At 73.7% G+C, this 24,848-nt stretch carries 26 protein-coding genes, 2 tRNA genes, 1 other RNA gene, 2 pseudogenes and 1 riboswitch; of the genes and pseudogenes, 14 read left to right on the top strand and 17 right to left on the bottom strand.

The annotated features are described in order from the left end of the window. Both KIK08_RS23965 and ffs read right to left on the bottom strand, forming a co-directional pair. Window positions 1-1,260: DNA polymerase III subunit gamma and tau (locus tag KIK08_RS23965; RefSeq protein WP_214405490.1), on the bottom strand; the 1,260-nt coding region annotated here is incomplete at its 3' end. A 54-nt stretch (window positions 1,261-1,314) separates the two neighbouring features. Further along, an RNA gene (gene ffs, locus KIK08_RS23960) (signal recognition particle sRNA small type) lies at window positions 1,315-1,409 on the bottom strand. Between the two features lie 86 nt (window positions 1,410-1,495). Between ffs and KIK08_RS23955 the strand changes: the two genes are divergently transcribed. Beyond that, a tRNA-Ser gene (locus KIK08_RS23955) sits at window positions 1,496-1,583 on the top strand. Window positions 1,584-1,646: 63 nt separating this feature from the next. Here KIK08_RS23955 and KIK08_RS23950 read toward each other — a convergent pair. Next, window positions 1,647-2,621 carry a CehA/McbA family metallohydrolase gene (locus KIK08_RS23950; RefSeq protein ID WP_214405489.1) on the bottom strand — a complete coding sequence of 325 codons (975 nt, stop codon included), beginning with the start codon at window positions 2,619-2,621 and terminating at the stop codon, window positions 1,647-1,649. A gap of 110 nt (window positions 2,622-2,731) precedes the next feature. Here KIK08_RS23950 and KIK08_RS23945 point away from each other — a divergent pair, with 110 nt between their 5' ends. Next, window positions 2,732-3,283 (top strand): P-loop nucleotide/nucleoside kinase family protein, encoded by a 552-nt coding sequence (locus KIK08_RS23945; RefSeq protein ID WP_308257835.1) that lies wholly within the window; start codon window positions 2,732-2,734, stop codon window positions 3,281-3,283. A gap of 31 nt (window positions 3,284-3,314) precedes the next feature. Here the strand turns inward: KIK08_RS23945 and KIK08_RS23940 are convergent, their stop codons facing one another. Then, on the bottom strand, window positions 3,315-4,046 hold the full coding sequence (locus KIK08_RS23940) for a dienelactone hydrolase family protein (RefSeq protein WP_214405487.1): 732 nt from the start codon (window positions 4,044-4,046) through the stop codon (window positions 3,315-3,317). Window positions 4,047-4,256: 210 nt separating this feature from the next. Here KIK08_RS23940 and KIK08_RS23935 point away from each other — a divergent pair, with 210 nt between their 5' ends. Further along, window positions 4,257-4,631, top strand: a complete 375-nt coding sequence (locus KIK08_RS23935; RefSeq protein WP_214405486.1) for a hypothetical protein — start codon at window positions 4,257-4,259, stop codon at window positions 4,629-4,631. Between the two features lie 28 nt (window positions 4,632-4,659). On the opposite strand, the gene KIK08_RS23930 is transcribed toward KIK08_RS23935, so the two are convergent. Then, window positions 4,660-5,292, bottom strand: a complete 633-nt coding sequence (locus tag KIK08_RS23930; RefSeq protein ID WP_214405485.1) for a maleylpyruvate isomerase family mycothiol-dependent enzyme — start codon at window positions 5,290-5,292, stop codon at window positions 4,660-4,662. Between the two features lie 314 nt (window positions 5,293-5,606). Here KIK08_RS23930 and KIK08_RS40240 point away from each other — a divergent pair. Then, a pseudogene (locus KIK08_RS40240) lies at window positions 5,607-6,098 on the top strand (class I SAM-dependent methyltransferase); the annotation flags it as partial. A 92-nt stretch (window positions 6,099-6,190) separates the two neighbouring features. Here KIK08_RS40240 and KIK08_RS41875 read toward each other — a convergent pair. After that, complete coding sequence (locus KIK08_RS41875) at window positions 6,191-6,910, bottom strand: TVP38/TMEM64 family protein (protein WP_308257834.1); 720 nt, start codon at window positions 6,908-6,910, stop codon at window positions 6,191-6,193. A gap of 98 nt (window positions 6,911-7,008) precedes the next feature. Further along, window positions 7,009-7,950: a hypothetical protein gene (locus tag KIK08_RS23920; protein ID WP_214405484.1), complete on the bottom strand. Its 942-nt coding sequence runs from the start codon at window positions 7,948-7,950 to the stop codon at window positions 7,009-7,011. A gap of 499 nt (window positions 7,951-8,449) precedes the next feature. Between KIK08_RS23920 and KIK08_RS23915 the strand changes: the two genes are divergently transcribed. The 6 genes from KIK08_RS23915 (at window position 8,450) to KIK08_RS23890 (ending at window position 12,697) form a co-directional block, all read left to right on the top strand. Further along, window positions 8,450-8,737, top strand: a complete 288-nt coding sequence (locus tag KIK08_RS23915; protein WP_214405483.1) for a GlsB/YeaQ/YmgE family stress response membrane protein — start codon at window positions 8,450-8,452, stop codon at window positions 8,735-8,737. Window positions 8,738-8,847: 110 nt separating this feature from the next. Further along, window positions 8,848-9,825, top strand: a complete 978-nt coding sequence (locus tag KIK08_RS23910; protein ID WP_214405482.1) for a threo-3-hydroxy-L-aspartate ammonia-lyase — start codon at window positions 8,848-8,850, stop codon at window positions 9,823-9,825. A 142-nt stretch (window positions 9,826-9,967) separates the two neighbouring features. After that, window positions 9,968-10,468 carry a hypothetical protein gene (locus KIK08_RS23905; protein WP_214405481.1) on the top strand — a complete coding sequence of 167 codons (501 nt, stop codon included), beginning with the start codon at window positions 9,968-9,970 and terminating at the stop codon, window positions 10,466-10,468. Window positions 10,469-10,528: 60 nt separating this feature from the next. Then, window positions 10,529-10,999: a phosphatase domain-containing protein gene (locus KIK08_RS23900; protein WP_214405480.1), complete on the top strand. Its 471-nt coding sequence runs from the start codon at window positions 10,529-10,531 to the stop codon at window positions 10,997-10,999. 13 nt (window positions 11,000-11,012) lie between these two features. After that, a complete protein-coding gene (locus KIK08_RS23895) occupies window positions 11,013-11,801 on the top strand; it encodes a putative protein N(5)-glutamine methyltransferase (RefSeq protein ID WP_214405479.1) in 789 nt (262 codons plus the stop codon). 68 nt (window positions 11,802-11,869) lie between these two features. Next, window positions 11,870-12,697, top strand: a complete 828-nt coding sequence (locus KIK08_RS23890) for a TIR domain-containing protein (RefSeq protein WP_214405478.1) — start codon at window positions 11,870-11,872, stop codon at window positions 12,695-12,697. A gap of 6 nt (window positions 12,698-12,703) precedes the next feature. Here the strand turns inward: KIK08_RS23890 and KIK08_RS23885 are convergent, their stop codons facing one another. From KIK08_RS23885 to KIK08_RS23850, 8 genes are all read right to left on the bottom strand, one after another. After that, window positions 12,704-13,348: a hypothetical protein gene (locus KIK08_RS23885; RefSeq protein WP_214405477.1), complete on the bottom strand. Its 645-nt coding sequence runs from the start codon at window positions 13,346-13,348 to the stop codon at window positions 12,704-12,706. Next, a complete protein-coding gene (locus KIK08_RS23880) occupies window positions 13,345-14,091 on the bottom strand; it encodes a glycerophosphodiester phosphodiesterase family protein (RefSeq protein WP_250557691.1) in 747 nt (248 codons plus the stop codon). Before KIK08_RS23880 ends, KIK08_RS23885 begins: the two co-directional genes overlap by 4 nt. Window positions 14,092-14,247: 156 nt before the next feature. Then, window positions 14,248-15,690 (bottom strand): amidase, encoded by a 1,443-nt coding sequence (locus tag KIK08_RS23875; RefSeq protein ID WP_214405476.1) that lies wholly within the window; start codon window positions 15,688-15,690, stop codon window positions 14,248-14,250. 62 nt (window positions 15,691-15,752) lie between these two features. After that, on the bottom strand, window positions 15,753-16,310 hold the full coding sequence (locus KIK08_RS23870; protein WP_214405475.1) for a dihydrofolate reductase family protein: 558 nt from the start codon (window positions 16,308-16,310) through the stop codon (window positions 15,753-15,755). 74 nt (window positions 16,311-16,384) lie between these two features. Further along, complete coding sequence (locus KIK08_RS23865) at window positions 16,385-16,699, bottom strand: DMT family transporter (RefSeq protein WP_214405474.1); 315 nt, start codon at window positions 16,697-16,699, stop codon at window positions 16,385-16,387. Between the two features lie 16 nt (window positions 16,700-16,715). Next, window positions 16,716-16,780: riboswitch (guanidine-III (ykkC-III) riboswitch) on the bottom strand. Between the two features lie 87 nt (window positions 16,781-16,867). Continuing rightward, a complete protein-coding gene (locus KIK08_RS23860; protein ID WP_214405473.1) occupies window positions 16,868-17,317 on the bottom strand; it encodes a hypothetical protein in 450 nt (149 codons plus the stop codon). Window positions 17,318-17,384: 67 nt separating this feature from the next. Beyond that, the gene (locus KIK08_RS23855) at window positions 17,385-18,167 is read right to left on the bottom strand and encodes an alpha/beta fold hydrolase (protein ID WP_214405472.1); all 783 of its coding nucleotides are present in this window, start codon (window positions 18,165-18,167) and stop codon (window positions 17,385-17,387) included. Between the two features lie 73 nt (window positions 18,168-18,240). Beyond that, window positions 18,241-18,849 (bottom strand): TetR/AcrR family transcriptional regulator, encoded by a 609-nt coding sequence (locus KIK08_RS23850; RefSeq protein ID WP_214405471.1) that lies wholly within the window; start codon window positions 18,847-18,849, stop codon window positions 18,241-18,243. Window positions 18,850-19,083: 234 nt separating this feature from the next. Between KIK08_RS23850 and KIK08_RS23845 the strand changes: the two genes are divergently transcribed. The 3 genes and pseudogenes from KIK08_RS23845 to KIK08_RS23835 form a co-directional block, all read left to right on the top strand. After that, window positions 19,084-20,073, top strand: coding sequence for an ABC transporter substrate-binding protein (locus KIK08_RS23845; RefSeq protein WP_214405470.1), 990 nt, complete (start codon window positions 19,084-19,086; stop codon window positions 20,071-20,073). Window positions 20,074-20,685: 612 nt separating this feature from the next. After that, entirely contained in the window at window positions 20,686-21,177 is a 492-nt protein-coding gene (locus tag KIK08_RS23840; protein ID WP_214405469.1) for an SLATT domain-containing protein, read from the top strand. 161 nt (window positions 21,178-21,338) lie between these two features. Further along, window positions 21,339-21,734: pseudogene (locus KIK08_RS23835) on the top strand (tyrosine-type recombinase/integrase); the annotation flags it as partial. Between the two features lie 74 nt (window positions 21,735-21,808). Here KIK08_RS23835 and KIK08_RS23830 read toward each other — a convergent pair. Further along, window positions 21,809-21,896, bottom strand: a tRNA-Ser gene (locus KIK08_RS23830). 21 nt (window positions 21,897-21,917) lie between these two features. Continuing rightward, window positions 21,918-23,756, bottom strand: coding sequence for a DUF8508 domain-containing protein (locus KIK08_RS23825; RefSeq protein WP_308257833.1), 1,839 nt, complete (start codon window positions 23,754-23,756; stop codon window positions 21,918-21,920). Window positions 23,757-23,883: 127 nt separating this feature from the next. Between KIK08_RS23825 and KIK08_RS40230 the strand changes: the two genes are divergently transcribed. Next, on the top strand, window positions 23,884-24,848 hold a 965-nt coding region (locus KIK08_RS40230), incomplete at its 3' end, for an exonuclease domain-containing protein (RefSeq protein ID WP_328516855.1).

The raw sequence follows: 24,848 nt of genomic DNA, 5'->3' as shown, positions 1-24,848 counted from the left end.
GGCGTCGGCCGGGTCCGCCGGACCGGGGGCCGGCGCACCCGACGCGGCCGGGCGGGGCGCCACGGCGACCGACTCACCCGGCTGCGGCGCGGCGGGCGAGATGGCGTTGCGCCGCTCCAGCCGCTCCAGGCGTTCGAGCATGCCCGGCTCGGAGGTGTCGGCTGCGGGCAGCAGCATCCGCGCGCACAGCAGCTCCAGCAGCAGCCGGGGCGCGGTCGCCCCCCGCATCTCGGTGAGCCCCGTGTGCACGATCTCGCCGTAGCGGGTCAGGGTGGCCGGGCCGAGCCGGTCGGCCTGCTCGACCATGCGGGCGACCTCGTCGTCGGCGGCCTCGACCAGGCCCCGCCCGGCGGCCTCGGGCACCGCCTGCAGGAGGGTCAGGTCGCGCAGGCGCTGCAGCAGGTCGGCGGCGAAGCGGCGCGGGTCGTGCCCGGCCTCGACGAGCCGGTCGACCGCCTCGAACACCGCGGCGCGGTCGCCGGCGGCCAGCGCGTCGACCACGTCGTCGATGAGCGAGACGTCGGTGACGCCGAGCAGCGACACCGCCCGCTCGTAGGTGACGCCCTCCTCGCCCGCCCCGGCCAGCAGCTGGTCGAGGATGGACAGCGAGTCGCGCGCGGAGCCGCCCCCGGCCCGGATGACCAGCGGGTACACCGCCGGCGCCACGACCGCGCCCTCGTCGGCGCAGATCCGCTCCAGCAGCCCGCGCAGCGTGCCGGGCGGGATCAGCCGGAAGGGGTAGTGGTGGGTGCGGGAGCGGATGGTGGTGAGGACCTTGTCCGGCTCGGTGGTCGCGAACACGAACACCAGGTGCTCCGGCGGCTCCTCCACGATCTTCAGCAGGGCGTTGAAGCCCTGCGTGGTGATCATGTGCGCCTCGTCGACGATGAACACCCGGTAGCGCGACTCCGCCGGCGCGAAGAAGGCCCGGTCGCGCAGCTCGCGGGTGTCGTCCACGCCGCCGTGCGAGGCCGCGTCCAGCTCGGTGACGTCGATGTTGCCCGGACCGCCCGGGGCCAGCGACACGCACGAGGGGCAGACGCCGCACGGGTCGGGCGTCGGACCGAGCTCGCAGTTCAGCGAGCGGGCCAGGATGCGCGCGCTGGAGGTCTTGCCGCAGCCGCGCGGGCCGGAGAAGAGGTACGCGTGGTTGATGCGCCCCGCCGCGAGCGCCGTGCTCAGCGGCTCGGTGACGTGTTCCTGCCCGACCACCTCGGCGAACTTCGCCGGGCGGTACTTGCGGTACAGAGCCAGCGCCACCCGGCGAGGCTACCCACCGCCACCGACGGCGGGCCGGGCACCCGACCCGGACATGAAAGGGGACCCCGCGCACCCGCCAGAGCCCGTTGACCCTTGCTGCCTTCCGGCCCTGGGGGAGTTCACAGGATGGACGCCGCGCGGGGTCCGAGGACGAGTGTAGTGGCGCCGTCGAGGGCGCGGGCGGCGGGGACCCGGGGGCACCGGGCGGGGCGGCGGCGTGCGTATACTCCTCGGCGGAGGATTCGCCTAGTGGCCTATGGCGCACGCTTGGAACGCGTGTTGGGTTAACGCCCTCAGGGGTTCAAATCCCCTATCCTCCGCCAGCGCTACCAGCGCAGACGCCCGGACGACCGCTCGCGCGGACGTCCGGGCGTCGTCGTCCGCTCTCAGTTCCAGCGATCGCGCCGCTGGCCGGCTGAGCTCGTCAGCTGTACCGGATTGGTCAACGCCGCCATCGCTCCGTCGCGGTCGCGGACCTCGACCCGGACGAACCCGGCGTCGGACGCGCGGGCCTCCCAAATCACCTCGCCGGTACCGCTGGGCGGGAGCGTCGCCGCGTGGGTACGACCTCGTTCGGTGTGGAAGCTGACGCGTCCCGATGCCACGCCGCGCACCGACGCCTCCACCACGACGTCCTCGGCCAGCAGTACGTCGCCGATGCTCGCCACCCGTGCGTCGGCGGAGACTGTGAGGGTCAGCTCGACGTCTCGGGACGCGGCGATCCAGCTCCTGCCCGCCCGCAGTCCAGCCAGCACCGCAGTCGGCGTGAGTTCGTCGGCGAGCACCACGGTCTGCGGGGCGCCGAGCTGGCCCGGAAGGTGGGCGTCGCTGTTGCCCACTGCGGGCAGCCATCGCCCCGCGGCGACGCCCGCGGCGAGCCCGCGACCCCTTTCGGCCAAGGCTGTCTCGTTGTCGGCCTGCCACGGCAGGTCCGACGTCCATCTGCCGTTCCACACCTCGACCGCATCGAACAGCTCGAACGGGTATCCGAGCTGGCCGCAGGCGTAGGGGGCGTGCGGGTGCGCGGCAACGCACAGCCCGGCGGCAGCGCGAACCTGATCGACCTCGGCCTCGAGCCGGCCGTCGGGGACGCCGTACCGCCAGTCGATCGGTCGACCCAGTTCGAGACCCAGCGCCAGCCAGTGCCCGGTTCGGGTCGTGACCTCCTGGCCGAGGATCACCACCAGCTCGCTGGTGTAGGGAGCCCAGTCGGCGTGCCCGTCGACGGTGTTGTGCTCCGTGGTCGCGATGAAGTCCAGACCCGATTGCCGTGCGGCGTGCACGACCTCCTCGACTGTGAGGGTTGCGCTGTTCGAGCGTGCGGTGTGCACATGGCAGTCACCGCGGAACCAGTCAGGCACGTGCTCGCCCCCTGACGGTCGAACACCATCGACGCTCACGCCCATCCTGCACGGATGACCGTGCGGCCGGCGCGGGACCGTCCCGCGGCGCCTGCGGCAGAGTGGGTGCCGTGCGCTCCCGGCCGACGTTGCACCTCACGGTGGGCCTGCCCGGCGTGGGCAAGACGACCCTGGCCCGCGAGTTGGAGCGGGCCGGCGGCGCCTTGCGGCTGACGCCCGACGAGTGGATGGTGCCGCTGTTCGGGGTCCGGTGGACCGAGTTCGACGGGAAGCGCGACGTCCTGGAGGGCCGGCTCGTCTGGGTCGGCCACCAGGTGCTGCGGGCGGGCGGGTCGGTGATCCTCGACTTCGGCTGCTGGTCGAGCGAGGAGCGCCACGCCCTCCGCGCGATCGCCGGCCTCGCCGGCGCCGACTTCGCGCTGCACTACGTCACCCTCCCCGAGGACGAGCGCAGGGAGCGGGCGACGAGGCGGTGGCGCGAGGCGCCGGAGCAGACCTTCGCGATGACCGACGACGACCACGAGCGGTTCCGCGCCCTGTTCACCCCACCGACGACCGACGAGCTGCGGGGATGTTCTCCCCCGCAGCCCCCGGCGCCGTTCGAGAGCTGGCCCGCCTGGGCGTCCGACCGGTGGCCCACGCTGCCGCGCCTGGACGTCTGAGCGGCGCGAACGCCAGGTCACCGACCGGGCCTCACGTCAGGTGCCGGGCGAAGAACCCGTTCGCGGCCTCCCCGGCGAACCGCGGGACGCCGGTGTGCCCGCCCATGTTGGCGTTCAGGGCCTTCTCCGCGGACCCGAAGGCGTCGAACAGGTCCAGGGCCATCTGCCGGTCGTTCCCCTCGTCGTCCCACTGCAGCAGGACGTGCAGCGGGATGGTGACCCGCCGGGCCTCCTGGAGGATGGCGCGGGGCACGAAGCTGCCGGCGAAGAGCACGGCGGCCGCGATGCGCGGCTCGACCACCGCCAGCCGGACGCCGATGGAGATCACCCCGCCGGAGTAGCCGACCGGGCCGCGGAGGCCGGGCAGCGCGAGGAGTGCGTCCAGGGCGGCCCGCCACTCCGGGACCGCCGCGTCGACCAGTGGGAGGACGAGCCGGTCGACGACGTCGTCGGTCACCGGTTCGCCGGCCTCCAGCGCCCGACGCAGGTCGGCGCGGGCCTGGTCGGCGGCGGCGGACCGGGGCCGGTCGCCGCTCCAGGGGAGCTCGACGGTGGCCGCCGCGAAGCCCTCCGCCACGGCCTGCCGGGCCCGGGCGGCCAGCCGGGGGTGCATCCCGTCCAGCCCGCCGGGGTGGCCGAGCAGGATCAACGGGACCGGGGCGGACGCGGTCTCGGGCGTCCACAGGACGCCGGGGATGTCGCCGAGGGTGAACCGGCGCTCGACGACGCCGTCGTCGAGGCGCTTCTCTGAGGTGAATCGCATGGTCGTGCCTTTCGGGAGTGCGCGTGGAACGGCGCTCCCGGACGACCTACCGCCCGACCGTGACCCCGCAGGGGAGCACCCATGTCGATACAGCGTTCACGGGTACCACCTCCTCGATCCCTCGCACGGCCGGTCGCAAGCTAGCAGCGGTGACGCCGTGCGCCAAACGGGTTTCGCGCGGGCCGGACACGGCGACCGTAGGTTGGCCGCGTGGTCGCACCGTACGTCCGCTTCCAGAGCCCCACGCCGAACCCGCGCGGGCACTTCACCGGCGTCTTCGGCCTGGCCAACGGGCTCGCCCTGGCCGGTGCGCTGAGCGCGGACGAGATGGAGTTCTGGCGCACGACAAACGCGTGGTTCCACGCCAACTTCCCGCTGCCCGACGCCGCCATCTACGACAGGGCGGTCAACCCCCTCGCCTCGTCCTGGTTCAAGACCGCGACGGCGGACTTCCTCCTCGCCCGGGTCCCGGGTTACCTGCAGATCCTCGGGGCGCACGGCGTGCGGTGCGTCGAAGTGCGTTCGGACGCGCCGGGCCGGATCGTCTACGACGACGAGTACCAGGTCGTGGCCGTGCCGCGGTAGCACGGAGGTGTCGACGGGGTCGGGCGCCTCAGCGCCCGATGCGCTCCGCCAGCACCGGCTGCCCCGGCCCGGACAGCTCCCCGACGACACCCCGGCGGCCGGCCAGCGCCATCAGCAGCGACTCGGCCGGCCCCTCGACCACCGGCCCCTCGCCGGTGGACCAGTCGAGGTCGGTGGCCCGCAGCGCCAGCCCCCGGATGCGCTTCTTCGCCCTGATCGTCGGCGCGGCGCGGGCGAAGTCCAGCGTGCAGCGCAGGCGGTCGGCGGGGATCTCGCGGGGCAGCCCGAGCGGGCGGCGGATGTCCTGGTGGTGGATCGTCCCGTCGGTCAGCGCGATGCACCCGCCGAACCCCGCGGTGAGCCCGCGCGGGTGGAGGTGGCGGCGCGCCAGCGCGAGCAGCTCGTCCGGGCCGCGGGTGTCGGCGTCGACGCCGAGCTGGTTGACGCGGTCGGGGTTGAGCCCGCCGCGCACGAACCGGCCGACCAGGGCCGGGGTGCCGAGCTCCTCGTAGCTGAACACGTGGGCGACGACGTCGCGGACGCGCCACCCCGCGCACAGCGTCGGCGCCTCCCACTGGGCCGGGGTCAGGGTGGCGAGCAGGTCGGCCAGATCCGCGCGTTCGGCGCGGGCCAGGGCCATCGGGTCGACGGCGGTGGTCATGCCCGCTGCCCGGCGGTCGTGACGCGGTCGGCGAGGGCATCGCTCCGGACGCCGTCCAGCCACGCACGCAGCACGCTCACGCCTCCGGGTTCAGCTGGTGGATCCGCCGCGCGTCCTCGGCCCGACCGACCACCAGGCCGCCGTCTCCGCACGTCTCGACGAACGGTGAGCGTAGACGGACGCATCCGCCCCCGGTACAGCTCGCGCGATCGGGTCTGTCGGCCCCCGCGCGTACGGTGCCGCCCGTGCAGCAGCCCGCAGACCTCGACGCCGTCCGCGAGTCCTACGACCGGTGCGCCGACGCCTACGTCGAGATGGACGCCGGTTCCCTGGACGCCCAGCCGTGGCTGCGGGCGGGTCTCGCCGCGTTCGCCGAGTCCGTGCGCGGGCTCGGCCCGGTCCTGGACGTCGGCGGCGGCCCCGGCGGCGTCACCGCGCACCTCGCCGGGCTCGGGCTGGACGCCTCGGGCGTCGACCTGTCGCCGCGGATGGTCGAGCACGCCCGCCGGCGCTACCCCGACCTGCGGTTCTCCGTCTGCTCGGCCACCGATCTCGACCTCGGGCCGGCCTCGCTCGGTGGCGTGCTCGGCTGGTGGTCGCTGTTCAACCTGCCCCGCGAGGCGCTGCCCGGCGTGCTGAAGACCTTCGCCGAGGCGCTCGTCCCCGGCGGTCAGGCGCTGGTCGGCACGCACGTCGGCGAGGGCGACATCGCGCGCACCGAGGGGTACGGCGGCCACCCGGTGAACTGGACGACCCACCTGTACCGGCCCGAGGAGCTGGCCGGGATGCTCGCCGACGCCGGGCTCGACCCGGTGGCCGAGGTGCGGCTGCCGGCGCGCCCTGGTCGCCGCGCCCGCAGGTGCTGCTCGCCGCGCGGCGCCCGGCCTGACCCGTCCGGTCAGGCGGCCGGGCGCGTCGCCCGGTGCCGGCGGGCGACGACGACGCCGAGCACCACCACCAGCGCCAGGCCACCCACCGACAGCAGGAACGGCAGCGACCCGGGCTCGGCGCCGTGCGCGCCGACGGCCACCAGCGCCGTCTCCCCCGGAGCCATGCCGATGACCGTGCCGATCGCGTAGTCCCGCAGCCGGACGGCGGTCAGCCCGCACCCCATGTTCAGCACCGCGAACGGCAGCAGCGGCGCGAGTCGGACGCCGACCACCGCGAGCAGGCCCCGACGCCGCAGCAGGCCGTCCAGCGCCCGGAGGCGGGCGGACGTGGGCCCGTCGCGCTGCTGCAGCCGGATCATCGAGCCGCGGCCGAGCCGGCGCGCCAGCGCGAACCCGATCGCGGCCGCGGTGAACGTCGCGGCCAGCGACACCACCAGCCCGGTGCCGAGGCCGAACAGCATCCCGGCCGCGACGCTCAGCACGCTGACCGGCACCGGTGTCAGCGAGAGCCCCGCGTAGACGGCCGCGTACAGCGCCGGCCCGGCCCATCCGGCGGCGGCGACCCAGCCGCGGACGTCCTCCAGCGGCGGCACCCCCACCGCCACCGCGACGCCGGTGGCGGCCAGCACGATCAGCGCGAGCAGTACGGGTCGCCACCACCGCGCCGGCCCGCCGGGTCGGGGCGGAGCCGCTTCGGCCCCCCGGTCACCGGCGGTGTCAGTGCTCACCCGAGCATCGTCACCCGGACCCCCGTCGAGAACGAAGTTGTTGTGAAATTGGACCGGTCCAACGCCCTACAACTTCGTTCTCGACGGGGTCCTGCGGGTTACTGGGCGGCGAGGCTGCCGCAGGTGAATCCCTCTTCGCGCTCGGGGGCGAGCTGGACCTGGGTCAGCACCACCGACTCCGACGGCCGCAGGAGCGTCTCCTGCTTGTCGCAGTCGTAGAAGGCGAACACGCCCGAGCTCTCCCCGAGCAGCATCATCCACCGCCCCTCGTAGAGCGGCTCGCCCTTCTCCTTGTCCTGCAGGACCGCCCACTGGTCCTGGAAGCCGACGAACACCAGGGTCTCCGGGACCTGACCGGTCTCCTGGGTCTCGATGGCGCCCTCGATCAGGCTGCCGATCAGGATGAAGCCCAGTCCGATGCCGGTGAGCCCGAGCACCACGAGCTTCATCCCGGCCCGCCCGACGGGCTTGCGGCGCATGAGCCGGAACGGCACCAGGAACGCCAGCACGCCCAGCCCGACCGCGGCGACGACCATGACCGTCACCTCGACGTCGACGAGCACCTGGGCCAGCCCGTAGTACGTGGCGCCGCACCAGAGCCCCGCGATGAGCCCGACGAGCCAGGGGCGCCTGCGCATCGCGGTGTACCCGCGGTGCAGCAGCCCCCTGCTGATCAGGTTGAGCAGCCAGACCAGGCCGACCACCGCGCCCGCCACCGGGACCGCGACCACCACCAGCAGGATCACCGTCAGCAGCAACCGGCCGAACAGCACGGCCTGGTCGATGCCGGCCTGGGTCGGGCTGATGTTGAAGATGCCGTAGACCTGCTCGATCCCGACGTAGAGCACCGCGTAGAGCGCGACGCCGATCGGCAGCAGGACCGAACTGACCCGTTCGAGCAGCCCGAGCATGCCCGGGCCCTCTTCGGGTTCCGGGTCGGGTTCCGCGCGCGGCGCCGGTTGGATGGGACCGGTCGTCTCCGGGACCACCGGATCGGCGTCGAGGTCCCGATAATGCCGCGGATACGTCGGCTGACTCATGGCGGCGGACCGTACCCAATACCCGACCCCAGCCATTCCGCAGGTCAGCCCGATACCGGGGGTGACCAATCGACGGCGCATTGTGAGAACGCTTCGCGGAGTGCCCGGCCGCCATTCTGATACATCGCCGGGCGACCCGACCCGTTGCGCCGATCGGCGCGACATTCGTCGCGGGCGGAACGCGCTCGGCGGCGGTGACCGCCGCGCGTCGGCCCCCACGCGAGGAGGACGCCGATCGGGGTGATCTGCGCCACTCATCGGCCCATCCGTGAGCGCCCCGGTCGCCCGGCCGACCCTTGCGAGGGCCAGTACACCACGCTTCGTGGTGAACCTCTACGCCTAGCGGCCTCCAGATCCTCCGACGGAGAGTCGCAGCTGATAGGCCGAACGGTCGAAGATCCGGGTTTTCTCGATTCAGTACGCATCCCCGTCGATCTCAATGGGCACTCAGCCCCCAGCGGGGCGCTGACTGCGACCCCGGGCACAGTTGGAGGAAAGCGTGACCGTCACGAGCATCATTGTCGCGATCATCGTGGGAGCGATCATCGGCGCGCTCGGGCGCCTCGTCGTTCCGGGCCGTCAGCCGATCCCGATCTGGCTGACCATCGTCATCGGCATCGTCTCCGCGTTCATCGGGACGTTCATCGCGCGCGCCATCGGCATCCCCACGGCGACGAGCGGCATCGACTGGGGCGAGCTCCTCGTCCAGGTCCTGGTGGCCGCCCTCGGCGTGTTCCTGGTCGCCGGCCTCTACAGCCGCCGCGGTCGGCGCTCCGCGCACCGGTAACCGCACGAGCGACACCGCCGACGACGTCGGCACCGACGCAGGGCCCGTCCACCGGACGGGCCCTGCGTCTACGTTCTGGGGGCCCGCCCTCCGACGAAACGGACCCGCCGATGCCCGTCCCGCCCACCTACGCCGACGTCGAGAGCGCCGCCGAGCGGATCGCGGGCCAGGCCCACCGGACGCCGGTGCTCACCTCCCGGCGGGTGGACGCCGAGGTCGGGGCCCGGCTGCACTTCAAGTGCGAGAACCTGCAGCGGATGGGCGCGTTCAAGTTCCGCGGCGCGTTCAACGCGCTCTCGCGCTTCGACCCCGACCAGCGCCGCGCCGGGGTGGTCGCGTTCTCCTCGGGCAACCACGCCCAGGCCGTGGCCCTCTCGGCGGGCATCCTCGGCATCCCGGCCACCATCCTGATGCCGCGCGACGCACCGCCCGCGAAGCTGGCCGCCACCCGCGGGTACGGCGCCGAGGTCGTCGAGTACGACCGCTACGCCGAGGACCGCGAGGCACTGGCCGGGGCGATCGCCGACGAGCGCGGCGCCACCCTGCTGCCGCCCTACGACCACCCCGACATCATCGCCGGCCAGGGCACCGCGACCCGCGAGCTGATCCACGAGGTCGGCGAGCTGGACGCGCTGTTCGTGCCGCTCGGCGGCGGCGGCCTGCTCTCCGGGGCGGTGCTGGCGGCCAGGGCGCTCTCGCCCACGTGCCGGATCTACGGCGTGGAGCCCGAGGCGGGCGACGACGTGCGCCGGTCGCTGGAGAAGGGCTCGATCGTGCACATCCCGGCCCCGCGCACGATCGCCGACGGCGCCCAGACCCAGCACGTCGGGGTGCTGCCGTTCGAGATCCTGCGCGGCGGTCCGGGGGTGGGCGTCGACGCGGTGCTCACCGCCTCCGACGACGAGCTCGTCGCGGCGATGGGGGTCTTCGCGGCCACCATGAAGATGGTCGTCGAGCCGACCGGCTGTCTCGGTTTCGCCGCGGCGCGCCGGATGGCCGACGAGCTGGCCGGGCAGCGCGTGGGTGTCGTGGTCAGCGGCGGCAACGTCGACATCGCGCGGTACGCCGCGTTGCTGAGCGAACTCTGAGCGCATTCGTCGCTTTCCGTGTTCGACCGGAACGCGTGCGTGACAATTACTCCGAAGAGTCGACTGCCTACTACTCCGAGCCTGGCCATTTGCCGTTGCGATCCCTAATGTGGCGCGGTCGGTCGGATCAGGAGAAGTACGGATGAGAATCGCCCTCGCTGCTGTGGCCGGCTTCGTCCTGTTGTGCTGCGGGTGCAGCACCGTCGAACCGGCGGCCCTGGAGACGGCGGCCGCTGCCGCACCGATGAACTGCGCCGAGACGCCGGCCACCCCGGCCGGTAGCCGGCCGGCGCTGCTGGCCGCCACCACCGGCTTGTGGTTCGGCGCGTCCGATCTGTGGGTCGGCCTGCCCGACCACCCGGCCGCGGTCGAGGGCGAGACGATCGTGGTGAAGTTCCCGTGGGTGACGCTGCAGACCGACGCGCCGACCTCGGCGCTCGGCGCGCCCCTGGTGACGGCGAGCAAGCCGGACACGGTCACGCCGGTGCAGGCCAGCTTCGGCTCCTACACCCAGAGCTTCGGCACGGGTGGGTTGGCCTTCTGGCCGGCGACCATCGAGTTCCCCTCGCCCGGCTGCTGGACCGTCACCGGCAACCTCGGGGCGACGACCGTCGAGTTCGTGGTCAAGGTGACCGCGCCGTAGGCCGCCCGGGGCCTCCACCCCTGCCGACCGCCCCGACGCTGAATCAGACAGACTGTCTGTATGTCGGAACCCCTGGTCGGAGCCATCACCCTGGCGGACGGGACCACCCTGCGCGGGCGCGGCCGCCGCCAGCCCCTGCCGCCCGGGCCGCTGCCCGAGTTCGGCCTCTACCTCGGCCGCGACCCCGACCTCCCGCGCCGTTTCCGGCGGATCGACGAGAACGCCTGGCGCCCGGGCTGGCCCGCCGAGTGGGTCGACTGGCCCGACTTCCGCACCCCGCGCGACGACCGCGCCGCCGCGGCGGCGATCACCCGCGCCTACCACCGGGCCGCGGGCGGCGAGCGGGTCGAGGTGAGCTGCGGGGGTGGGGTCGGGCGCACCGGGACCGTCATCGCGTGCATGGCGATCCTGGCCGGGCACCCCGCCGACGACGCGCTGGCGTGGACCCGCGCGAACTACCGACCGCGCGCGGTGGAGACCCCGGGCCAGCGGCGGTGGATCGGCTGGTTCGCCGAGCACGGCCGCGAGTAGCCTCGCCGAACCGATGTCGACGCTCCCGTCCCCCGTGACGCCCGCCCTGGTGGCCCGGCTGCGCGCCGCCGGTTGCGTCTACGCCGAGGAGGAGGCCGACCTGCTGGTCGGCGCGGCCACCAGCGACGCCGAGCTGGAGGCCATGGTCCGGCGCCGGGTCGAGGGCCTGCCGCTGGAGCAGGTGCTGGGCTGGGCGCTGTTCTGCGGGCTGCGCATCGCCGTCGAGCCCGGGGTGTTCGTGCCCCGCAGGCGCAGCGAGTTCCTGGCCCGCCGGGCCGTCGCCGTCGCCCGGCGCCACCGGGCCCCGGTCGTCGTCGACCTGTGCTGCGGGACAGGGGCGATCGGCGCCGTGCTCGCCGCCGAGGTCGACGGGGCCGAGGCGCACGCCGCCGACATCGACCCGGTCGCGGTGGCCTGCGCCCGCCGCAACCTGCCCGCCGACCGCGTGCACGGCGGCGACCTGTTCGACGCGCTGCCGCCCGGTCTGCGCGGCCGGGTCGCCGTGCTGGTGGCCAACGCGCCCTACGTGCCCACCGCGGAACTGGAGTTCATGCCGGCCGACGCGCGGCTGCACGAGGCGGTGATCGCCCTGGACGGCGGCCCCGACGGGCTCGACGTGCAGCGGCGGGTCATCGCCGGGGCACCGCGGTGGCTCGCTCCCGGCGGCAGCCTGCTGATCGAGACCAGCGCCCGCCAGGCGGCGGGCACCGCCGCCGCGATGCGCGCCGCCGGGATGGTCGCGCACACCACGGGCGACCCCGACCTCGACGCCACCGTCGTGATCGGGACCGCGCCTGCGTGACGTCCCGGGATCGGCGCCGGCCGGCTCCGTTAGGGTCCACGGCACCGCGACCGAGGAGAACCGCGACCATGAGCACCGAAGACGGCCTTCCCGGTCTCGTCGCGCTCGCCGTCGACCAGGACGGTGTCTCGCTGGAGGTGCTGGTCTCCGGCCTGGAGGCCGACTCGCGCATCGTCCGGGTCCTGCGGGCCCGCGGCACCGCCGAGGCGCTCACCCACCTGCAGTCCGAGCCGATCGACGTCGTGTTCACCGACACCGCCCTGCCCGAGCTCAGCGGCATGCAGCTCGCCCAGGTCGTCGACGCCATGGCCGCCGCCCCGCCGATCGTCTTCGTCACCGAGCAGGAGGACCAGGCGGTCGCCGCATACGAGGTCGGCGCCCTCGACTACGTCCTCAAACCCGCCCAGCCCGCGCGGCTGGCGCGCAGCGTCGACCGGGTCCAGGCCGAGCGCGGGCTGCGCTACATCGACCGCACCCCGATCGAGGCCGGTCCCGCCCAGGTGTTCCTCTGCCACTCCGCCGACGCCGAGGAGCCCGTGCGCCGGCTGCGCGATCGCCTCGTGGCCGACGGGGTGCGCTGCTGGCTGGCCGCCGTCGACGCCGACCCCGACCGGGACCTCGCCCCGCAGGTCGTCGCCGCCGTGCAGCGCAGCCGCTACGTGCTGGCGTGCGTGTCCCACCGGTCGGTCACCGACCGCGGCTACCTCGACGAGGGCCTGCGGACGGCCGTCGAAGCGGCCGACGCGCAGCCGGAGGGCGCGACGTTCCTGGTGCCGGTGCGCCTGGCGCCCTGCCCGATCCCGCAGCGGCTGGCCCGCTGGCACTGGGTCGACCTGTTCACCGACTTCGGCTACGACCGGCTGCGCTCCGCGCTGCGGATCCCCCGGTCGGGCTGAGTCCCCTCAGGGGTCGAGGTCCTGGAGGACCACCGAGCCCACCCGGGTGCGGAACGCGGTGCCGCCCGGGGAGTCGAACGGCTGGCCCGCGTACGCGGTGGCGCGCAGCGCGTCGTTGTGCGTCGCGCGCTGCCCCGGCGCGCACCGGCGGCGGTCGAGCACGACGGTCGGCCCGCCGTGCCCGGGGCCGGTCGGGTGGTCGAGCGACACCCGGACCGGCAGCTCCTCGCCGACCGCGTCGAGCGAGCGGGCCACGGCGTCGAGCGCCATCTCCACGTCGACCTCGACGTCGACGCGCCCCGACCCGGGCCCCCACCCCGGCGGCGCCGCCTCGGGGACGACGTACTCGACCCGCACCCGGCTCCGCGGCAGCGACAGCGACAGCTCGGGCCACGGACCGGCCATGCCGACGGTCAGGTCGGGCTGCTCCGACCGCGACGACCACCGCAGCCCGATGTCGCGGACCAGCTCCATCGCCTCCGGCGGCGGCTCGTCCCGGCCGTAGGGCCCCGTGCTGCGCACCCGCAGGGCGCTGTCGGGCATCACCGCCAGCATCCGCGCGCCGCTCCCGTCGACCTCCAGCCGCACCGGGACCATCCCCAGCGCCGCCATCGTGTCGCGCGCCGCCCGCAGCACCGCGGACAGCCTCACCGCTCCGGCCGCCCCGGGTCGACGTCCTCGAAGATCACGTTGGCCCGCGCCTTGCGGGCCCGCTCCAGCTGGGCGGCCGTCTGCACCGTCCAGACCAGCAGCGGCACCCGCAGCAGTCGCCGCCACACGCTCACCGCGACGCTGGGCACCGCGTCGATGTCGTAGGCGATGAAGTGCGGGCGCGAACGGGCGTTGAGGACCATCGCCCGCAGCGCCAGCCGGCGGTGCAGCGGCAGCGGCGCCCGCCGGAACGCCTCGGCGATCTGCCCGCGCAGCAGCTCCGGGGCGTTGCGGCGCAACCAGATCAGCAGCCTCGGGTCGAACGACTGCACGGCGTGCGGACCGCGGTAGCCGGCCAGCGTGCGCGCCACCGCCCGACCGACCCGCGACGGCGCCGCGTCGCCGGTCTTGACCTCCACCAGCAGCGGGACCTTCCCGGCGACCGCGCCCAGCACGTCGTCGAGCAGCGGGACCGTGCCGTCGGTGCCCAGCAGGGCGATCCCCCGCAGCTCCTCCGACCCCAGCGCGTCGACGCGGCCGGGGTGGCCGGTCGTGCGGCGCAGGTCCTCGTCGTGCATGACGACCAGCCGGTCGTCGGCGGAGAGCTGGACGTCCAGCTCGATCCCGTAGCCGGCCGACACCGCGGCCTCGAACGCCGCCATGCTGTTCTCCGGCACCTCGGCGCTGTGCAACCCGCGGTGCGCGATCGGTTGCTCCCGCAGCCAGCTCGGACTGCCGCCCAACGTCCTACCTCCCGGGTTCGGCCCCCGTCCGGGCGGACCATAGCGACCCCTACCCGGGCCTCCCGGCACGACCCGGGATCTCGTCGATCACCGGGCTCTTCGCGCAGTAGTTGATGGCGGGCCACCTCACCCGACCGGAAGGCCGCGTCGGGCGGATCACCCGTTGACGAACGGGTCGACGGGAGCGATCACCCCGACCGCCGCCTGGATCGCCGCCGCCGCGTCGAGGGCGCGGTCGTCGCGGAACGGCGCGGCGATGCACTGCACCCCGACCGGCATGCCCGCGCTCGTCCCGCCCGGGGTCGCGGCCGCCGGCAGGCCCAGCAGGTTGGCCGGCATCACCGGGCGCAGCAGCTCCATCGTGGCCAGCGAGTGGGCCGGTGAGCCGACGTCCCAGCCGTGCTCGAACGCGGGCTGCGCCCAGATCGGCGACACGATCACCGGGTAGGTCGCGAAGAACTCCGCCCAGGCCCTGGCCAGCTCCCGGCGCCGGGCGAACAGCCCCACGTAGGCCTCCAGGTCGAGCGCCGGCGCCGCGTCCAGGATGGTGTTCAGGAATCCCCGGCCGTCCTCGCCCATGATCTGGTCGAGGACCGGGCGCATGGTGCGGAGCTCGGTGAACAGGAAGCCGCTCCACGCGTCGAGGACGGCCTCGTACTGCGGCGGGACGACCTCCTCGACCTCGTAGCCCGCCGCCGCCAGGTGCGCGCCCGCCTGCCGGACGACGTCGGCGACGCCGGGGTCGGTGCTGCCGCCGGGCGGCTCCGGCAGCAGCGCCACCCGCACCGGGCCGCCGGTGTCGGGGAACGACAGCGGTGCCGGGACGGAGGCCGGGTCGCGCGGGTCGGGTCCGTTCATGACCTCCAGGCCGAGCCGGACGTCGTCGAGGTGGCGGGCCATCGGCCCGTTCACCGCCATCAGCTGGAACGACAGCGGGCCGTCGACCGGCGGGATCGCGGTGGCGTGCGGGACCCGGCCGGTGCTGGGCTTGATCGAGCTGATGCCGCAGCAGTGCGCGGGGTTGCGCAGCGACCCGCCGATGTCGTTGCCCGCGCCGAGCGGCGACATGCCCGACGCGATCGCCGAGGCCTCACCACCGGACGAGCCGCCAGCGGTGCGGTCGGGGTGCCACGGGTTGCGGGTCAGGCCGCGCAGGCTGCTGTCGGTGGAGATGCGCAGGCCCATGTCGGGCAGGTTGGTGCGCCCGACGACGACCGCGCCCGCCGCGCGCAGCCGCTCCACCACCGGTGAGTCCACCGGCGAGATCGCCTCGCCGAGCGCGACCACGCCGCTGGTGGTCGGGGTGCCGGCGACGTCGATGTTCTCCTTGATCGTCACCGGGACGCCGTGCAGCGGCCCGAGCGCACCCCCGGCCGAGCGCTGCCGGTCGGCGGCCTTCGCGGCGTCCAACGCCTCGTCGGCCAGCACCACGACGACCGCGTTGAGCTGCGGGTTCACCTCCTCGATCCGGCGCAGGTGGGCCTCGACGACCTCGGTCGAGGACACCTCCCCCGATCGGATCAGCCCGGCCAGCTCGGTCGCCCCCTTGCGCCACAGCTGGTCACCCGGCGTAGACGACTCGCTCGCAAGCTCGCCCATGGCAGTCCTCCTTGACCCGTTCCGGGGACCTTCGCACGCGAACGGGCCAAGGACCAGACCGCCTAACGGTTGACCCGGTAGCGCGGCATCGTCCAGCCCGAGGCCTCGAAGGCGCGGTGCTCGACGAGGGTGAGGTCGAAGCGGCGCCCCGGCGGCAGGAACGGCTTGCCGCCGCCGACCACGACCGGGACCACCGTCGGGACGATCTCGTCGAGCTGGTCGGCCAGCGCGGCGGCCAGCCCCGGGCCGGCCACGCCGAGCACGCCCTCGGTCTCCTCCTTGAGCCGCTCGACCTCGGCGACCGCGTCGGCGCTGCGCACCAGCCGGACACCGTCCGGGACCTCGGTCAGCGTGTCGGAGAAGACGATCCGCGGCGTGGCCACGTAGGCCCGCGCGAACTCCGCCTCCACCTCCCCGCCGCCCGCCCGCTCGGGCGACGACCAGAACGCGTCCATGACCTCGAACATCCCGCGCCCGTACAGCAGGACCGCGGTCTGCGCGGTCTGCTCGTTCGCGGCCCGGTGCACTTCCTCGTCGGGCATGGCCCAGTCGAAGCGGCCGGTGGCGTCCTCGACGTAGCCGTCGAAGGAGATGCTCATGCTGTAGCTGAGGATGCCCATGTCGCTCCCTGGGGTCGCGGGTGGTCCGGACGTCGGACCGCGCTCCCCGCCGCGCCTCATCGGTCGCCGGCGGATCAGGTGACGAGCTTCAGCCCGACCACACCGGCCACGATCGCCAGCAGGCACAGCAGGCGCGCGACCGTCGCCGGCTCGCCCAGCGCGACCATCCCGTAGACGGCCGTCCCGACCGCCCCGATACCGACCCAGACCGCGTAGCCGGTGCCGATCGGGATCGTGCGCAGGGCCAGCGCGAGCCCGCCCATGCTCAGCACGAGCGCGACCCCGAACACCAGCGACGGGACGAGCCGGCTGAACCCGCGGGACTGGGCCAGCGCGGCGGCCCACACGGTCTCCAGGAGGCCGGAGACCACGAGCAGGATCCAGGACATGACGGCACCTCCCGGTGCTGCGCCGTCTTGTCGTTCCGGGTACGGCGCCCTCGTCCGGGAAGACCGCTCGTGCGGCTCCGATCACGACGCTACCCGCCCGGCAGCCGCGGGGCAGCCGGTGGTGCCCGGGTTCACCGCCCCGCGCGGCCGTGCCGGCGTGCGCGGGTGTCAGGTGACCTCGAAGCGGGTGAACGTCACGGTCCACAGGTCCGTGAAGAAGTCGACGCCGGTGCGCAGGGCCAGCGCGTCCATCGCGCACAACTCCCCGTCGCCGTCCTCCCGCGGGGCGATCCGCAGGCACGCCTCGAGCCCGTCGGCCGCAGCGACCTCCCGCCCCGAGTGGTAGTGCCGGACCACCGGCGAACCGGCGATCCGGACGAGGTGCAGGTCGGTGCCCTCGGACGCCTCGCGGAGGTAGTGCCCGGCGCTGGAGAGCCGGCACTGCACGTCGATCACGACCATCCACTCACCGACCCGGCCGACGCCCAGGTCCGCGCCCCGCGCCGACGAGGTCGCGTCCTCGAACCCGAACTCGTCGGCCATCGGGCCGAACACGTCCGGCACGGCGGCCCGGGGGTCGGCGGTGCGCACGCAGGCGACCTCGACGTTCCACCCCATGCGGTGACGCTAGCGCCGACGACGGCCCGCCCGGTGGCCGATTCCCGCCGTCCCTGGCGTCTGGTCCTCACATCGAGCGACCTGCGCCCTCACCGTCCACACGGGACCAGAACGCGGTCAGGGCGCGCGCCACCGGGTGCGGGTGCGTCACCGGCCACCAGTGCCCGACGTCGGCGAGTTCGGCGATCTCGGCACCGGCGGCCTCGCCGGCGGACCGGTGCTGCGCAGGCGTCCCACTGGCCCGGTCGACGTCCGCGAGGGCGATCAGGGCCAGGCCGGGCCGCTGCCGCGCCTTCGCGAGGCCGCGGCCGGCGTCGGCCATCACCGGCTGGACGGCCGACCGCAGCAGCGAGAGCACCGCCTGCCCCATACCGTCGTCCATCCCGGCGGCCACGCGTTCCGCGGCCGGGCCGGTCATCCCGAGCGCGCCGACGACCTCCAGCCGCTGCGCCAGCGTGCCGCCGAAGATCTCCTTCACCGAGGCCTCGCCCGCCCCTTCCCGCTGCCACACCTGGGCCCGCGGGTGCCAGACGTAGTCCGGGTCGAAGAGGCCGAGCGCGTCCGATGCCCAACTGCGGATCAGGTCCGGGCGGGTCATCGCGAGCTGGACGACGTGCGCGCCACCCCAGTCGTGGCCGACGAGATCGACGGGTTCGCGGAACTGCTCCAGCCGCGCGGCGAGCCACTCGCGGTAGCCCTCGACGGTGGCGGAGAAGTCGTCCGACGCGGGCACCCCGAAGCCGGGTGGGGACAGCGCCACCGCGTCGTCCCGGCCGAGCGCGGCGATCAGCGGTCCCCACACGCCGGGGCTCTCCGGATTGCCGTGCACGAGCACCAGAGGAACAGGCATCAGGACTCCTTACTTGTGTGTATGTATGCAAGTAAGTGTAGCAGCGGGCAACGCCTGCGACCACGCTCGGAAGCTACGGCGTGACGGCGAACGCCGCGCGTACCGAGCGCGTCGCCTCCCGGATGAGGGCGGGGACGTTGCGAACCGGAGGCTGGGCGATGAGTTGCAGCCCGGTCCCGCGGACCAGGGCGACGATCAGCACGGCCGCCGCGGCCGGGTCCACGTCGGGTCGGATGGACCCGTCGGCGACGCCCTGGCGGACCACGTCGGCCAGGAGCCGGCGGAAGTCGGCGTCCCGGCGGGCGAACAGCGGGGCCAGCACGGGGTCGGCCGCGATCGCCTCGCCCCACAGCTGCAGGAACGCGCGCGCCGACGGTGTCCGCCGCACGACGTTGCGCAGGTACGCCTCGATGATCCGCACCAGGTAGTCCAGGCCGTCTCCCCGGTAGGCAGGGACGTCGAACCGCTGCGCGGCGTCGACCACGGCTTCCAACAGCCGTTCCCGGCTGCCGAAGTGGTGGTAGACGATGCCGCGGCTGTACCCGGCGGCTTCGCCGACCTCGGCGAGCGTGACGGCTCGCGACCCGCTGCGCGCGATGAGCGCCATCGCCGCGTCCAGCACGCGCCGTTCGGTCTCGGCGCGCCGTTGCTCCTGGGTCCGCCTGGCCGGCCGATCGGTCATGCGTCATACCCCCTGGCCGACCTCGTGCCCGACGAAGTGTGCCACGGCGTCCTCCCGCGGACTGCGACCAGGAACGGGACCGGACGACGAACGCCGGCGGGCCCATCACTGGAAAGGGCGAGTACCCGCCTGCTGCCCGTGACGGTCGTGCACTAGGTTCCCCCGGTCGGGGTAAGGCACGTCACCATCTGCGCTCTCCAGCGGTCCTCCGGATCGCGCCCCCAGGAGTCACACATGTTCGCAAGGACTGCGATCACAGTTCGGGCCGCGGCCGCGGTACTGCTGCTGGCCCTGACCGGTTGCGGGAACGCGCCGGACGCCGTTGCCGCCCCCGGAGGGCCCGAGGGGCGGCTCACACTGGGCTTCTCCCAGGTCGGTTCCGAGAGCGGATGGCGGGAGGCGAACACCAAGTCGATCCAGGACGCCGCCGCCGCCGCGGGTGTCGAACTGCTGTTCTCCAACGCCCAGGGCAGCCGTGATCGCCAGATCGAGGCGATCCGCTCGTTCATCGAGCAACGGGTCGACGTCATCGCGTTCAGCCCGGTCACCGAGACCGGCTGGGATCCGGTGCTGGTCGAGGCGCGGGAAGCGGGCATCCCGGTGATCCTCACCGACAGGGCGATCCAGACCTCGGATTCGAGCCTGTACCGGAGCTTCCTCGGCTCGGACTTCATCGAGGAGGGGACGAAGGCCGGGACGTGGCTCAGCGACCTCTACATCGCCGCGAAGGAGCCGGTCTCGGTCGTGGAGATCCGGGGCACCGAGAACTCCGCGCCGGCGATCGAACGGAAGCTGGGCTTCGGCGCGGCCATCGCGCAGAACCCCAACCTGAAGATCGTCGCCTCGGCCACCGGTGACTTCACCCGGGTCGGCGGGAAGGCGGTGATGGAGGACTTCCTCGACTCGACCCCCGACATCGACGTCCTCTACGCCCACAACGACGACATGGGACTCGGCGCGATCGAGGCGATCGAGGAGGCCGGCAAGGTGCCCGGCAAGGACATCGTGATCATCACGGTGGACGCGGTGCGCGACGGGATGCAGGCCCTGATCGATGGCAAGATCAACTACATCGTCGAGTGCAACCCGCTGCTCGGCCCGCAGCTGATGGAGCTGGCCAAGAAGATCCTCGCGGGGGAACGGGTGCTGCAGCGGGTGGTCACCGAGGAGACCGTCTTCGAGCGGTCCGGCGCGCTGGCCGCGCTGCCGGACCGCCAGTACTGAAGGCGTGACGCGCCCCGCCTGAACCGACCCAGGTCGGGGTGTCCTCAACCAGACGACGAACGCCGGGTCGGTCCGTGCGGACCTTCCCGGCGTTTCGCCTGTTCAGGCTGGCGATAGCGGTGGTATTTGAACCCACGGAGGCTTGCGCTCACACGCTTTCGAGGTCTGCCGACGGGGGTCCGCGAGATGCCGGGCCCGTCCCAACCCTGAAACGCCTTTCCCACCTCTGAACCCCGGACCTGGCCGGACGGCGGCGAATGAGACTACGACCGAGGCTGACAAAGATCATCGCCCTTGTCGGCGCGACGGGCGTCATCGGCTTGGGAACACGAGCGGCGCCGACGTCGACATGGGGGGCCTGCGGTCGAGCGGGGACCGGAGTGACGGTGGTTGACCGCGCCGCGACCGGGTGTATCGCACGCCGATCGTACGATCCCTGCACCTCCCCGGCTCCCGCTCTGCTCGTCGCGGTGGTCGGGTCAAGGGTGCCGGAGGGCATCGCGCAGCGACGGCGCAGCCGCCCTTGATGCGGCCGGCGCGGCGTGGACGATGTTGCGGCGAGGGAGCGGCAGACTCTGCCATTTCGGGCAAGGAGACCGCTAAGTTCGCAACATGACGGCGTCCCCGCCTACGCCCCCGCCTCGGCTCCCGACCGGCCTTCCCCCTGACGAATTGGCGACCCTGCTCCTTTCGTGGGTCGAAGCGGGCAACGAATACGCCCGGGAACGAAAGAGGCGATTCACCCGCCGATCGTCCACGTTACGCGTTGCAATTTTGACACTGTCCGCTGCATCCACCATCATTCTTGGACTACAGAATCTAGACTTCTGGAGCAGTGTCGGATTCACGTTGACGGCACTGGTCACCGTCACTAGCGCGGTCGAACCATTCTTTGCTTGGCGCTTCCGATGGGTTCTCATGGAGGAAGCGCAGTATGAGTTCTATCGGATCGCGGACGAACTCCGGTTCTTGGTTGCGGGAAGTGAGGCTGGAACCGTGCCACGCGACAGCATCGACCGGCTATACGATAATTACCAGATGGTATGGCAGCGGCTTAGTCAGCAGTGGCTCGAGCATCGACGACTCGCCGGCGGTGGGAGCTGACGCCGGCCGACAAGTGAGCGCGCTGACGTGCAACATGTGGATCACGGCACAGGTGCGGCGGCGGCTGCGGGCGCAAGTTCGGCGGCCATTGCCCGCAGCGGCTCCCGGAGCGCGACGACACCGCCGAGACCAAGTCCCGGGCCGGGCGCCGGGCCGTCGGGCTACCGGGCGAACCGGCCGAACTGGTCGAACTGCTGCGGGCGCATCGGACGGTGCAGGACCGCGAGCGGGACCAGGCCGGGCAGCTGTGGAGCGACGGCGGCTGGCTGTTCGCCACCCCGACCGGCGGCCCGACCAACCCGCGCGCCGACTACGACGAGTGGAAGCGGCTACCTAAGAAGGCCGGCGTGCGGGACGGCCGGCTGCACGATGCCCGGCACACCGCGGCCACTGTCCTGCTGCTGCTCGGCGTCCCGGAGCGCGCGGTCATGGGGATCGTGGGCTGGTCGCACACCGCGATGGCGGCGCGGTACCAGCACATCACCGAGCCCATCCAGCGCGACATCGCCACCCGCGTCGGCGGGCTCATCTGGCAGGACGGGGCCAACCGAGACTGAGACTAGGAACGAGACTGAACGACGAACGCCGGGTCGGTCCGTACGGACCTTCCCGGCGTTTCGCCTGTTCAGGCTGGCGGTAGCGGTGGGATTTGAACCCACGGAGGCTTGCACCTCACACGCTTTCGAGGCGTGCTCCTTCGGCCGCTCGGACACGCTACCGCCGACGAGCTTACAAGACGGTCACCGCGCCCCCGCACCCGGGACGAACCGCACGACCTGGGGATCGTGGTCGGAGGCCTGGTCGGCGAACTCGGCGTTGATGTGCACGATGTCGTAGCTCGGGTCGGTGACGGCGGGCGAGACGAGGACGTGGTCGAGGGCCTGGGAGTTGCCGTCGAAGACGTAGCCGTAGCGCTCCTCCGGCGGGAGGTCGTCGATCAGGGCGCGCAGGGCTCCGCCCGCGGTGAGGGTCTGCACGGCCGGGGAGAAGGCGTAGTCGTTGAGGTCGCCGAGGACGACGACCTCGGCCCGCTGGTCGACGGCGAGGAGGTCGTCGACGAAGCCGTGCAGGACCGCGGCCTGTCGGCCGCGCTGGTCCTCGGAGGTCCGCCGCGGGGGCTGGACCCGGCCGTGCAGGGGTTGGTCGCCGCCCTTGGAGGCGAAGTGGTTGGCGATGACGAAGACGGTCCTGCCGGCGAAGCCGAACTCGCCGACCAGGGGTTTGCGGGAGGCGTCCCAGGCGGGGTCGGTGGGGGCGACGCGGCCCGGGGAGATCGAGAGGGCGGCGCCGCCGGGCGCGGCGACGGGCTGCACCGCGGTGGTCGCGGTGGCGCCGGGGCGGTCGACGAACGAGACGCGGGCGGGGTCGAACAGGAACGCCACCCGGATGTTGCCGCCGGGCTGGCCGCCGTCGGCCAGGTTCTCGGGGTCGACCAGGCGGAAGTCGTAGCGCGGGCCGCCGGCGGTGGCGATGGCGTCGACGAACCGGCGCAGGGTGGCGTCGGCGGCCACGACGCCGTCGTCGGCGGGGCCGGAGTTGTCCTGGATCTCCTCCAGCGCCACGACGTCCGGGGCGCCCATGCTGGTGACGACGCCGGCGGCCAGGCGGGCGAACTTGGCCGGGTCGTCGCCGGCGAACAGGTTCTCCACGTTGTAGGTGCCCACCGACAGCTGGTCGGGCCGTGCGGGGGCGACGGTCTCGCGGGGGGAGCCGCCGGGGACGTGCTCGCCGAGGGTGCTGGCCTGCAGGACGTAGCCGCCGAAGCGGGTGTAGTCCAGCGGGCCCTCGGTGGTGCCGGCGAGCCGGTCGCCCACGTCGGCCGGCGGGAACGGCTGCTGGGCGAACGGGACCAGTGACTCGACCTTGAGCCGGGCGCCGTTGGGGTCGTCGTAGGAGGCGTAGAGGGTGCCGCCGCGGGCGGTGGGGTTGCGGGTGGGGTCGGTGCTCACCCACAGGCCGCCGAACTCGTCGGTCCGCCCGACGACGGCGGCGTCCTGGACGCGCACCACCATCCCCTCGCGGGACTCGTAGAAGTCCAGGGCGCTGGCCGTCGGGTCGAGGGGCTCGTCCTCGTTGTCGCCGTCGGTCGTCGTGGAGTAGGTGGTGGGCACGGTGCCGGGCGCCAGCACCTCGGCCGGCGGGAGCGGCTGGCCCGGCGCGGTGACGGTCCAGGTGGCGCCGGTCAGCTGGGTGATGGACTGGTTCGGGGTCGACGCCGGGGTCTCGCCCGACGCGGTCGGGCGGAACTCGGCGACCGTCCCGCTGACCTCGATCGCATCGCCGACGGCGACCGCCGGGGTGGTGGTGCCGGTGAAGACGAACAGGCCCTCGGACGTGGCGTCGTCGCCGTCCGGTGCGGGGTCGGCGAACCAGAAGCCGCGCGCGGAACCGAAGGCCCGCACGGCGGTGACGACGCCGGGCACTCCGGTCACGGCCTGACCGGCCAGCGGGGAGATCCGGGCGGCGCCCTGGATGTCGTGGATGCGGGGAGCGGCCGGCTGGGCCGACGCGGCGGCCGGGGCGGCGAGTGCGAGTGCGGTGGCCGCGGCGAGCGCGGCCAGGGGGAGTCGTGGGCTCACATGTCCTCCAGAGGGGGCCGGGCACCACCCGATACGAGTTACCCGACAGTAACCGTCACGTGGTGGCGCCTCGCGTTCCCCCAATTCGAGGGATGTGCCCGGGGCGCGGATCTGGGACCGTCCGCACGTGCTCCCCAGCCCCGCGGAAGGCTTCGCCGTCGTCAGCGTGCAGACCACCGGGCTCGACGCCCGCCGCGACCGGATCGTGCGGCTCGCGGTGGCCACCACCGACCCGGCCGGGCGGGTGCAGGACACCTGGTCGACGCTCGTCGACCCGGGGCGCGACCCCGGGCCGGTCGCCCTGCACGGCCTCACCTCCGACCGGCTGGCCGACGCGCCGGGCTTCGCCGAGGTCGAGGCCACCGCCGCCGGGATGCTGCGGGGGCGGGTGCTCGTCGCCCACGACGCCTCGTTCGGCTGGCGCGTGCTGGCGGCCGAGACCGCGCGGGCGTCCGGGGCGGTCCGGGTGAGCAGGCGGCTGTGCACCATGGCGCTGGCCCGCCGCCTGGAGCTCGACCTGCCCGACCTCACCCTCGCTTCGCTGGCCGCGCGCTGCGGCGCGCAGCAGCCCCGCCCGCACGACGCGGTGGCCGAGGTGCGCGCGCTCGTCGAGGTGCTGCACGCGCTGCTCCCGCAGGCCGACGAGCTGGGCGCGCAGCTGCCGCTGGCGGCCTGCGCCCCGGACGACCGGCGGGCCGACGGGCTCGCCCCCCGGGTGCGCTCGCCGTGGGCGGACCCCGGGCCGTGGCGCCCCGACCTGCCGCTCGTGCAGGGCGCCCGGTTCGCGGTCACCGGCCCCACCGGCACCCCGCGCCCGGAGCTCTACGACCGGGCGCTGGTCGCCGGGCTCGTCCCGATGAACTCGGTCAGCGGCCGCACCCGGCTCCTGATCAGCAACAACCCCTCCGCCACCACCGCCGACGCCCGGGCCGCCGCGGCCCACGGCATCCCGACGGTCACCGAGGGCGCGTTCCTGCGCCTGCTCGGCGACGTGCGCCCCGGCGTCCCGGCGAAGGCCGTCGCGGTCCCGGTCGCGGCGGGCCGCGGGGGGCCGCTGGCCGGCGTCCGCGTGCTGGTGCTGGGCGGCCCGCA

This window comes from Pseudonocardia lacus (genome assembly GCF_018531445.1).
Classification (GTDB): Bacteria; Actinomycetota; Actinomycetes; order Mycobacteriales; family Pseudonocardiaceae; genus Pseudonocardia; species Pseudonocardia lacus.
This window is presented reverse-complemented; position numbering and strand designations above follow the sequence as displayed.

Bases quoted from the DNA above. Each gene is read 5' to 3' on its own strand.
- KIK08_RS23910 (WP_214405482.1), top strand. From the start codon at position 8,848: ATGCCCGTCCCGCCCACCTACGCCGACGTCGAGAGCGCCGCCGAGCGG.
- KIK08_RS23850 (WP_214405471.1), bottom strand. From the start codon at position 18,849: ATGACCGATCGGCCGGCCAGGCGGACCCAGGAGCAACGGCGCGCCGAG.
- KIK08_RS23900 (WP_214405480.1), top strand. From the start codon at position 10,529: ATGTCGGAACCCCTGGTCGGAGCCATCACCCTGGCGGACGGGACCACC.
- KIK08_RS23855 (WP_214405472.1), bottom strand. From the start codon at position 18,167: ATGCCTGTTCCTCTGGTGCTCGTGCACGGCAATCCGGAGAGCCCCGGC.
- KIK08_RS23895 (WP_214405479.1), top strand. From the start codon at position 11,013: ATGTCGACGCTCCCGTCCCCCGTGACGCCCGCCCTGGTGGCCCGGCTG.
- KIK08_RS23905 (WP_214405481.1), top strand. From the start codon at position 9,968: ATGAGAATCGCCCTCGCTGCTGTGGCCGGCTTCGTCCTGTTGTGCTGC.
- KIK08_RS23890 (WP_214405478.1), top strand. From the start codon at position 11,870: ATGAGCACCGAAGACGGCCTTCCCGGTCTCGTCGCGCTCGCCGTCGAC.
- KIK08_RS23870 (WP_214405475.1), bottom strand. From the start codon at position 16,310: ATGGGCATCCTCAGCTACAGCATGAGCATCTCCTTCGACGGCTACGTC.
- KIK08_RS23920 (WP_214405484.1), bottom strand. From the start codon at position 7,950: ATGAGTCAGCCGACGTATCCGCGGCATTATCGGGACCTCGACGCCGAT.
- KIK08_RS23940 (WP_214405487.1), bottom strand. From the start codon at position 4,046: ATGCGATTCACCTCAGAGAAGCGCCTCGACGACGGCGTCGTCGAGCGC.
- KIK08_RS23930 (WP_214405485.1), bottom strand. From the start codon at position 5,292: ATGACCACCGCCGTCGACCCGATGGCCCTGGCCCGCGCCGAACGCGCG.
- KIK08_RS23865 (WP_214405474.1), bottom strand. From the start codon at position 16,699: ATGTCCTGGATCCTGCTCGTGGTCTCCGGCCTCCTGGAGACCGTGTGG.
- KIK08_RS23840 (WP_214405469.1), top strand. From the start codon at position 20,686: ATGACGGCGTCCCCGCCTACGCCCCCGCCTCGGCTCCCGACCGGCCTT.
- KIK08_RS23875 (WP_214405476.1), bottom strand. From the start codon at position 15,690: ATGGGCGAGCTTGCGAGCGAGTCGTCTACGCCGGGTGACCAGCTGTGG.
- KIK08_RS23860 (WP_214405473.1), bottom strand. From the start codon at position 17,317: ATGGGGTGGAACGTCGAGGTCGCCTGCGTGCGCACCGCCGACCCCCGG.
- KIK08_RS23845 (WP_214405470.1), top strand. From the start codon at position 19,084: ATGTTCGCAAGGACTGCGATCACAGTTCGGGCCGCGGCCGCGGTACTG.